9 protein-coding genes are annotated in these 9,093 nt (G+C 69.2%); 7 read left to right on the top strand and 2 right to left on the bottom strand.

What is annotated here, in order from left to right; translation table 11 throughout:
* Positions 1-134: 134 nt before the first annotated feature.
* Positions 135-1,475 carry an NUDIX domain-containing protein gene (locus tag ACEWFR_RS13815; RefSeq protein WP_374061599.1) on the bottom strand — a complete coding sequence of 447 codons (1,341 nt, stop codon included), beginning with the start codon at positions 1,473-1,475 and terminating at the stop codon, positions 135-137.
* Between the two features lie 157 nt (positions 1,476-1,632).
* Between ACEWFR_RS13815 and ACEWFR_RS13820 the strand changes: the two genes are divergently transcribed.
* From ACEWFR_RS13820 to ACEWFR_RS13840, 5 genes are all read left to right on the top strand, one after another.
* On the top strand, positions 1,633-2,184 hold the full coding sequence (locus ACEWFR_RS13820; protein ID WP_374061601.1) for a metallophosphoesterase family protein: 552 nt from the start codon (positions 1,633-1,635) through the stop codon (positions 2,182-2,184).
* Positions 2,185-2,336: 152 nt separating this feature from the next.
* Complete coding sequence (locus tag ACEWFR_RS13825) at positions 2,337-4,394, top strand: hydantoinase/oxoprolinase family protein (protein ID WP_374061602.1); 2,058 nt, start codon at positions 2,337-2,339, stop codon at positions 4,392-4,394.
* Positions 4,391-6,046 carry a hydantoinase B/oxoprolinase family protein gene (locus tag ACEWFR_RS13830; RefSeq protein WP_374061603.1) on the top strand — a complete coding sequence of 552 codons (1,656 nt, stop codon included), beginning with the start codon at positions 4,391-4,393 and terminating at the stop codon, positions 6,044-6,046. The genes ACEWFR_RS13825 and ACEWFR_RS13830 overlap by 4 nt, the downstream gene beginning before the upstream one ends.
* A gap of 70 nt (positions 6,047-6,116) precedes the next feature.
* On the top strand, positions 6,117-6,887 hold the full coding sequence (locus ACEWFR_RS13835) for a coenzyme F420-0:L-glutamate ligase (RefSeq protein WP_374061604.1): 771 nt from the start codon (positions 6,117-6,119) through the stop codon (positions 6,885-6,887).
* The gene (locus ACEWFR_RS13840) at positions 6,884-7,912 is read left to right on the top strand and encodes a 5,10-methylenetetrahydromethanopterin reductase (RefSeq protein ID WP_374061605.1); all 1,029 of its coding nucleotides are present in this window, start codon (positions 6,884-6,886) and stop codon (positions 7,910-7,912) included. The genes ACEWFR_RS13835 and ACEWFR_RS13840 overlap by 4 nt, the downstream gene beginning before the upstream one ends.
* Positions 7,913-7,929: 17 nt before the next feature.
* On the opposite strand, the gene ACEWFR_RS13845 is transcribed toward ACEWFR_RS13840, so the two are convergent.
* Positions 7,930-8,124: a hypothetical protein gene (locus ACEWFR_RS13845; protein ID WP_374061606.1), complete on the bottom strand. Its 195-nt coding sequence runs from the start codon at positions 8,122-8,124 to the stop codon at positions 7,930-7,932.
* A gap of 119 nt (positions 8,125-8,243) precedes the next feature.
* Here ACEWFR_RS13845 and ACEWFR_RS13850 point away from each other — a divergent pair, with 119 nt between their 5' ends.
* Positions 8,244-8,630, top strand: coding sequence for a hypothetical protein (locus tag ACEWFR_RS13850; protein WP_374061607.1), 387 nt, complete (start codon positions 8,244-8,246; stop codon positions 8,628-8,630).
* 96 nt (positions 8,631-8,726) lie between these two features.
* Positions 8,727-8,921: a cold-shock protein gene (locus ACEWFR_RS13855; protein WP_098725289.1), complete on the top strand. Its 195-nt coding sequence runs from the start codon at positions 8,727-8,729 to the stop codon at positions 8,919-8,921.
* Positions 8,922-9,093 lie beyond the last annotated feature (172 nt).

Raw genomic sequence — 9,093 nt, forward strand, 5'->3', positions numbered from 1 at the left:
CTAAGCGGGGGTAACTCTCGTCATCGCCACCGATCGATGATACCCCCGTCGGACGCAAAAGCCTCACGGACATCCGTTCACGTCGAAAATCCGCTGCGTCACGAGCCCCGACGGGCAGCCGCGTCCAAATATCACTACCACTCCTCGAGCCCGCGCAATTCCGCGGCCACGTCTCCCACAGCATCGGGCTCGAGCGCGCCGCGTTCGGTCACGATCTCGGAGACGCAGTCGGCGGGCGTCACATCGAACGTCGGGTTCAGCACGTCGATCCCGGCGTCGCCGTCGTACACCGCGGCCCGGTCGCCGGACTCGAGGTTCACGGCCTCACGGGTTGAGACCTTGTCCGTCGCCGCGACGACGGACACCGGAATCCCTTCCCGGTCGGCGGCAACCGCCAGCGCTCGCGTCCCGGTCTTGTTCACCACGGCACCGTCGGGCAGGACGGTGTCGGCACCGACCGCGACGCGGTCGACATCTTCACTGGCGAGCACGTGCGCGGCCGCCGCGTCGGTGTGAACCGTCACGGTGCTCGCCGTCGTTTCGGCCAGCCGTTCCGCGACGGCGATCCCCTCGCGAGCCGGCCGCGATTCGGCGACGAAGACCCGCGACGGCTCGGCCGTCCGGAGCGCCTCGAGGACGGTCCCCGATCGCGAGAGGGTCGCGACGCTGCCTTCGAGGCGCTCACTCGCATTTCTCGCGGCGTCTTCGTCGACCGTCAGCGCGCGGTCGACGTTCGACAGCGCGGACTCGAGCACCGCGGCGGCACCCGTCTCCGCACTCTCACCGCCGTCCGCACCGGCAATCGTCCGGTTCACTCGATTCCGGAGGACGGCCATCGATGGCCGGGCCTCGAGCAACCGACCCGCGAGTTCGGCGAGTTCGTCCCATTCACCCTCGGAATCGCTACCGGACGAGTCGCGTTCGGCCACGAGCAGCCCCGCTCGATCGCGCAGCACCTCAAGCGCGCGGATCGAGAGGAACGCAGCGCCGTGTTCGTCGTCGGCCGCGATCGATCGAACGGTGGGTGCCACGCGCTCGTAGGCGGTCCACAGTTCGGGGACCGTCTCGCCGTCGAGTCCCTCGCGGTCGTCGCCGACGGCCTCGAGGATCGCGGTCGGCGGAACCCACTCGACGGCGTCGTGTTCCTCGCTCAGTTCGATCTCGCGGGTTTCGCAGTCGAACAGGTACGGGTGGACGACCCACTCGCGTGCGAGGTCGGGGTCCTCGAACGCGACCGGCCGCCCGGAGCGGACCAGCGAGACGGCGTCGGTCTCGAGGTCCGTCTCCTCGCGGATCTCGATGAGAACCTGTTCGTCGGGATCGCCCTCCGCAAACCCGGAGACGCCGCCCCACCGGCCCCGGTAGGTACCGACGGCGTCACTGCGGCGCAAGCAGAGAACGTCACTCCGATGGCGGAGGAACGCGGTGACGACGTGAGCCGACTTGTCGCACGTGGTGTCGGTGTCCGGGCACATACGATGGCCCACGGCGACCGGGAACGTGTCGCTTTCGAACGCGCCGTTACGGACCACGAAGCGCTCGACCCGAGACCGTTATCGAGTGAGCGAAACGGACGACCGGGGATCGTCCGCTGACGAACGCTTTTCTGAACTGGCGGACGAACGCACGGCTATGACACGTATCGCGATCGTTTCCGATACCCACGTGCCCACTCGAGAGCCGAAGCTTCCCGCGTGGGTCGTCACCGAGATCAAGGCGGCCGACCACACCATACACGCCGGCGATTTCGAGTCGTTCGGGGCGTACGAGCGGATCGTCGACCGCACGGGTGGCGAGTTGACGGCCGTTCGAGGCAACGTGGATCCGGCGACGCTCGACGTGCCGACGACGGCCACCCTCGAGATCGACGGCGTGACGTTCGTCGTCACCCACGGCGACGGATCGTCGGGCGACTGGCGGGAACGAGTCGTCGAAACGGCCCGTGCGGAAGCGGGCGCGGACGCCGAAGCGACGCTCGTCGCCGTCGCCGGTCACACCCACGAGGTGGTCGACGAGACCGTCGCGTTCGACGAGGTCCGCCCGGCAGACGAGGGCCACGCAGCCGGTCGCGTCCGGGTACTCAATCCGGGGAGCGCCACCGGCGCTGCACCCACGACTCGCGTGACGATGTACGTCGCGACCGTCGACGACGGCGATCTCACCGTCGAGTTACGGACCGACTGACCGTCGGCGCGCGGCCGCGACGGGGCGAATATACTCGCGAGGCGAGTGCGTGAACTATACCTACCTCGGCTCCCCCTGTCTGTCCATGACACAGCACGTGACGGGATCGCTCGACGGCGAATCGGCCGCGGGCCACGAGAGGAGAAGGATCGATGACGGGAGGTGAGCCGAGAGCGGACGGAGGCGCGACCGGCGACGGCGAGACGCGGATCGGCGTCGACGTCGGCGGCACGTTCACCGACGTGGCGCTCTCCGTCGACGACCGGCTCGTCACCGCGAAGGTGCCGACGACCGACGACCAGCACGTCGGCGTCCTCGAGGGGATCGACAAGGCCTGCGACCGCGCCGGGATCACGCCGAGCGAGATCGACGGCTTCGCACACGCGATGACCGTCTCGGTCAACGCCCTGCTCGAGCGCGATGGCGCGAAGACGGCGCTCGTGACGACCGAGGGCTTTCGCGACGTCCTCGAGATCGGCCGCCAGGACCGACCCGATCTCTACGATCTCGAGGCCGAGAAGCCCGACCCGCTGGTCCCTCGCGAGCTGCGGTTCGAAGTCGACGAACGGGCGACAACCGAGGGAGTCGAACGGCCGGTCGACGCCGACGCGGTCCGCGACATCGCGGCGACCCTGCGCGAGCGCGAGGTCGAAGCGGTCGCGGTCTGCCTGCTACACGCGTACGCGGCTCCCGACAACGAGCGGGTCGTCGCCGAGACGCTCCGTGAGGAACTCGCGGTTCCGATCTCCGCGTCCCACGAGGTGCTCGCCGAGTTCCGCGAGTTCGAGCGGACGTCCACGACGGCCGCTGACGCCTACCTCCGACCGGCGATCGACGGCTACGTCGGCCGACTGGTCGAGGAAGCCGACGCGGCGGGGATCCCGGCACCGTGGATCATGCAGGCCAACGGCGGCATCGCCGACCCGGAGACGGTCCGCGAGCGCGCCGTGACGACGACACTCTCGGGGCCGGCCGCCGGCGTCGTCGGCGCTGGGGCGCCCGTCGACGACGCCGACGTCGAGGGGCTCGTCACCTTCGACATGGGCGGCACCTCGAGCGACGTGAGTCTCGTCCGGGACGGGCGAGCGGAGCGGACGACCGACGCCGAGATCGACGGCCTGCCGATCCGGACGCCGATGGTCGACGTGAACACCGTCGGCGCGGGCGGCGGCTCCGTCGCCTGGGTCGACCCCGGCGGGGCGCTCCGGGTCGGTCCGGAGTCCGCAGGCGCCGATCCCGGCCCCGCCTGCTACGGTCGCGGGGGAACCGAGCCGACCGTTACCGACGCCGCCGTCGTGCTCGGCTACATCGGTCCCGACACCGCGCTGGGCGGGGAACTGACGCTCGATGTCGACGCCGCCCGCGACGCGCTCGAGGGATTGGCGGACGAGACCGGCCTCGAGGACGGGCTCGAGGCCGCTCGCGGGGTCTACCGCGTGGCGAACGCGACGATGACGCGAACGATCCGGTCCGTCACCGTCGAGCGCGGGCACGATCCCCGAGAGTTCGCGCTCGTGGCCTTCGGGGGCGCGGGGCCGATGCACGCCGCGGCGCTGGCGGACTCGCTGTCCGTCGATCAGGTCGTCGTCCCGCGACCGAGCGGGGTCCTGTCGGCCTTCGGCCTCCTCGCGGCCGACGAGAGCTACGACGCGGCCCGGACCGTCGGCGCGGATCTCCGGGCGGTCGATCCGGCCGATCTCGAGGGGGTCTACGACGACCTCGTGGCGGACGTCCTCGCGGACGCGTCCGATCCGGACGCGGCGCGGCTCGAGCGCGCCGCCGACTGCCGGTACGCGGGCCAGAGCTTCGAGCTGACAGTTCCCGTCGACGACGAGTTCGACGCGGCCGGGGTCGCGGAACGCTTCCACGACGCCCACGAGCGGGCCCACGGCTACGCGATGGACGAATCGATCGAGATCGTCACCCTCCGCGCGACGGCGACAGTTCCCGGCTCGGAGCCGACCGTCCGGTACGACGGCGCGGGCGACGATATCATCGGCACCCGGCGAGTGCACTTCGCCGGCGGTGCGCGGTCAGCAACCGTCTTCGATCGGGATCGGCTCGCGCCCGGCGCGACGGTGTCCGGGCCGGCGATCCTGGAACAGGCCGAGAGTACGACCGTCGTCCCGCCCGCGTGGGCCGGCAACGTGCTCGCTGACGGCACCCTGGTACTGACTCGAGCGAGCGACACGGCGGAGGGACACCGATGACTGTGAATACTGACGACTCGGACGGCGGCGACGGCGACGGAAGCATCGATCCGGTCACCCTCGAGGTGGTCCGCAACCAGTTGGAGAGCGTCGCCGAAGAGATGGGACAGACCCTGATCCGGGGGGCGTATTCGCCGAACATCAAGGAGCGCCGGGATTGCTCGACGGCGTTGTTCGACGCTGACGGGCGGCTGATCGCGCAGGCCGAACACATCCCGGTCCACCTCGGCGCGATGCCGGCGGCCGTCGCGGCTGTCCGGGAGCGCGACCCGAAGCCGGGCGACGTGTTCGTGCTCAACGACCCCTTCACCGGCGGGACGCACCTGCCGGACGTGACGATGGTGTCACCGCTCGCGCCCGGCCGCGACGGGAGCGATGACGACGACGGTGAGAGCGATCTCGACGGCGGTACCGAGGGCCGAAACGGCGACGATATCGTCGGCTACGCCGTCTCGCGCGCCCACCACGCCGACGTGGGCGGGATGACCCCCGGGAGCATGCCGGCCAACTCGAGGGAGATCTACCAGGAGGGACTCCGGCTCCCACCGACCCGGCTCGTCGCGGGCGGGCAAGTCAGGGAGGAAGTCCGCTCGCTCGTCCTCGCGAACGTGCGCAACCCTCGCGAGCGCCGGGCCGACCTCCGGGCACAGCGGGCGGCCAACGAACGCGCCGAGGCCCGGCTCGAGTCGCTGTTCGACGAGCACGGCCGCGAGACCGTCCTCGATGGGTTCGACGCGGTGATCGACTACTCTCGCGAGCGCGTCGAACGCGAGATCGCGGCGCTCCCCGACGGCACCTACGAGGCGACCGACGTACTCGAGGGCGACGGCGTGACCGACGAAGATATCGAGATCAGCGTCGCGGTGACGGTCGACGGCGAGCGCATCGACGTGGACTTCTCGGGAACCGACGACCAGCTCGCGGGGAACCTGAACGCGCCGCTCGCGGTCGCGAAGAGCGCCGTCTACTTCGTCGTGCGCTGTCTCACCGACCCCGAGATTCCGCCGAACCACGGCTGCTACGAACCGGTCGAGATCAGCGCACCCGAAAGGTCGCTGCTCGATCCGGAGCCGCCCGCGGCGGTCGTCGGCGGCAACGTCGAGACCAGCCAGCGGGTCACCGACGCCGTCTTCACCGCGCTCGCGCGGGCCGCACCGGATCGCGTGCCGGCACAGGGTCAGGGCACCATGAACAACCTCACTATCGGCGCGCGGGACGGCTCCGTCACCTACTACGAGACGATCGGCGGCGGCTTCGGCGCGCGTCCGGACCGCGACGGGATGGACGGCGTCCAGGTCGGTATGACGAACACGCTCAACACGCCCGTCGAGGCCCTCGAGACCGAGTACCCCCTCCGGGTCGAGCGCTACGCGCTCCGGGAGGAAAGCGGCGGTCGCGGACGATATCGTGGTGGGGAAGGGCTCGAGCGCTCGGTCACCGTCGAGACCGACGCGACAGTGTCGTTGCTGACCGAGCGCCGACGCCACGCGCCGAAGGGAGTCGACGACGGCGAGGACGGCGCAACCGGCGAGAACCTGATCGACGGCGAGGCGGTGCCGGCGAAGACGACCGTCGATGTCGATGCCGGGACGACCGTTACCGTGCGGACCCCCGGCGGCGGCGGACACGGGAAGCCCGAGGAGGAGGAGTAGGCGCTCGCGGTCGTCCACGCCTATTATCCGGTGACGGTGGCCTTTTGACGGCGCTTCCCCACCCACCGGTATGGAACTCAACGGCGTGGCGGACCTGCCCGAAATCCGCCCCGGCGACGACATCGCCGACCTCGTCGCGGATCGGGCCGCCCTCGAGCCCGGCGACGTACTCACCGTCGCCAGCACCATCGTCTCGAAGGCCGAGGGCCGGACGGCGAATCTCGAGGACTACCCGGTCAGTGGCCGGGCAGAAGAGATTGCCGACCGGGTTGCGGAGCTGGCCGACGAGGAGAAGGACCCGCGATTCGCGCAGGCGGTCCTCGAGGAGAGCACGGAACTGCTGATCGACGCCCCATTCTTGCTGACCGAGACCCGGTTCGGCCACATCTGCGTCAATGCGGGGATCGACCGCTCGAACGTGCCGGATCACGACCTGTTGCTCCTGCCGAAGCGACCGACCGAGAGCGCCGAGCGGATTCGAGCGGGGCTCGAACGGCGGGGCCTCGAGGACGTCGCAGTGATCGTCACGGACACCTGCGGCCGGCCGTTCCGGCATGGCCAGCGCGGCGTTGCGCTCGGCTGGGCCGGGATGCCCGCGAGCAGAGACTGGCGGGGCGAACTCGACCGGGATGGCCACGAGCTGGGCGTCACCGTCCAGTCGGTCGTCGACGAACTCGCCGCCGCCGCGAACCTCGTCACCGGCGAGGGAGCCGGCGGCACGCCCGCCGTCGTCGTCCGGGGCTGGGACTTCGGCAATCACGAGGGGAGCGACGAACTCTTTCGATCCGTCGAGAGCGACTTCGTTCGGCAGTCGCTTCGAGAGTGGAGGTTCAGTGAATGAGTGAGAACACCAACTCGAGCGACGATCCGACCTGGGGCATCGAACTCACGCCCGAACACCCGCCCGAACGAGTGGCCGACCTGGCCGCGCTCGCGGAGGACAAGGGGTTCGACATCGCGTTCGCGAGCAGCCACTACTTCAATCGGGATCCGTTCGTGGTGCTCTCCCGGATGGCCGACGCCACGGACGAAATCCGGCTCGGACCGGGCGTCGTCAATCCCTACGAAACGCACCCCGTAAAACTGGCCGCACAGACGGCGACGATCGACGAGATCAGCGACGGCAGAGGCGTCTTCGGCGTCGGCGCGGGCGACCGTTCCTCCCTGTCGAACCTCGGTCTCGAACGCGATAGCCCGCTCCGGCGCGTCCTCGAGACGTTCGACCTCGCTCGAGAGCTCTGGGACGGCCGGACGGTCACCCACGAGGGAACGTTCACCGCGCGGGACGCGTCGCTCAACCTCGAGCCACCGTCCGAGGAGATTCCGGTTTACGTCGGCGCGCAGGGCCCGCACATGCTTCGGATGAGCGCAAAACACGCCGACGGCGTGCTGGTCAATGCAGCCCACCCGCGAGATCTCGAGTGGGCTGCAGGTCAACTCGAGCAGGGGAGGGAGGAACGACCGGACGAGCGCGGCGAGTTCGAGTCGCTCGCGTTCGCGAGCGTCAGCGTCGCCGGCGACGAAGCCGCGGCGCGCGAGGCCGCCCGACCGCCCGTCGCCTTCATCGTCGGCGGGGCCGCCGAGCCGGTCCTCGAGCGCCACGATATCGACCGCGACGCCGCGACCGCGGTGAGCGAGGCGCTCGAGCGGGGAGCGCTTCCCGAGGCCTTCGATCGCGTTACCCCGGCGATGATCGACGCGTTCTGTATCGCGGGAACGACGGAGACGGTCGCCGACCGATTCGCCGCGGCGCTCGAGCACGTCGACGGGATCGTCGTCGGCTCACCGCTGGGTCCGGATCTCGAGGACGCGATCGATCGGGCGAGCGAGGCGCTCGCTCGGGCGAGCGAGATGAGCGGCGAGTAAAGCGTCGGCCGCCGCGGTCAGTTCGCGGTGAAGAGGTTGCCCACCGCGCCGAGGGTGAGGATGCCGAAGACGCCCATCGAGACGGCGACGAGAAGCGCGCCGATCAGAATGAGGAGGGGGGCGAGTCCTGCACCCATCGCGACGTCACTGAAGAGTTCGATCATCTCGGTAAGGTTGTCAACGACGACGTTCAGCGGTGTGACGGTGTCCATATTCGGGCGTTGTGACCCGTGCTACTTGGCCGTACCGGTCCCGTTCAACGCTGCTCGCTGTGCATCGTCCTCGAGAGCGGAGGCGAGCGATTAAGCCGCCGGCGCTCGTACTCCTGTCCGTGACCGACGACGCGACGCTCTCGGATTTCGCGTCCGCCACTACCGACGAGTCGAACGACGACTCGAGTACCGGCGGAGACGGCGACGACAACTCGACAGCGGAAGCCGACGACGAGCCAGCGCCGGAAGCCGACGCCGATCCAACGCCGGAAGCCGACGCCGATCCAACGCCGGAAACCGCTGCCGACCCCGCGGAAGCCGACGCTGACTCGGCATCGGGTGTCGACTCCGACGCTCCGTCAGCGGACGCGGACGACTCGACTGGCGAAGTCGGACTCTCCACGTACGCCTGGGGCGAGTTCGACTGCAGTCAGTGCGACGGCGCGACCGATCGCGTCTGGCGTTCGGACGGCGATTTAGTCTGTCGCAACTGCAAGGAGTGGTAACGGATGACTGGTCGGGGTAACGGCGTACTTCTCGAGGGGAGCCTGCGAATGTGCTCCCGAAGATTTATATCTTCGTCGCGGTTCTATTGAGATGCAATGGCGAAAGGTACGGTCGACTTCTTCAACGACACAGGCGGCTACGGATTCATCGAAACTGACGACGCGGACGACGACGTGTTCTTCCACATGGAAGACGTCGGCGGCCCGGACCTCGAAGAGGGGCAGGAGGTCGAGTTCGATATCGAGGAGGCCGAAAAAGGGCCACGCGCGACGAACCTCGAGCGAGTCTAAGCTGTTCCGTCGAGTGGTATCGTTTTCTGATTGCTACTTGGGTAGCGACGGCGCTCGGGGGTGAGTAGAACGGGCCTCGTGTGAGATCGTTCGCGACTTACTCGAGGACCGCGCTCGTCCCGAGCGGAGCGTCATGACAGGGACGACAGCGGCAGCGTTTTCTCACATAACT

This window comes from Natrinema sp. H-ect4 (assembly GCF_041894845.1).
Lineage (GTDB): Archaea > Halobacteriota > Halobacteria > Halobacteriales > Natrialbaceae > Natrinema.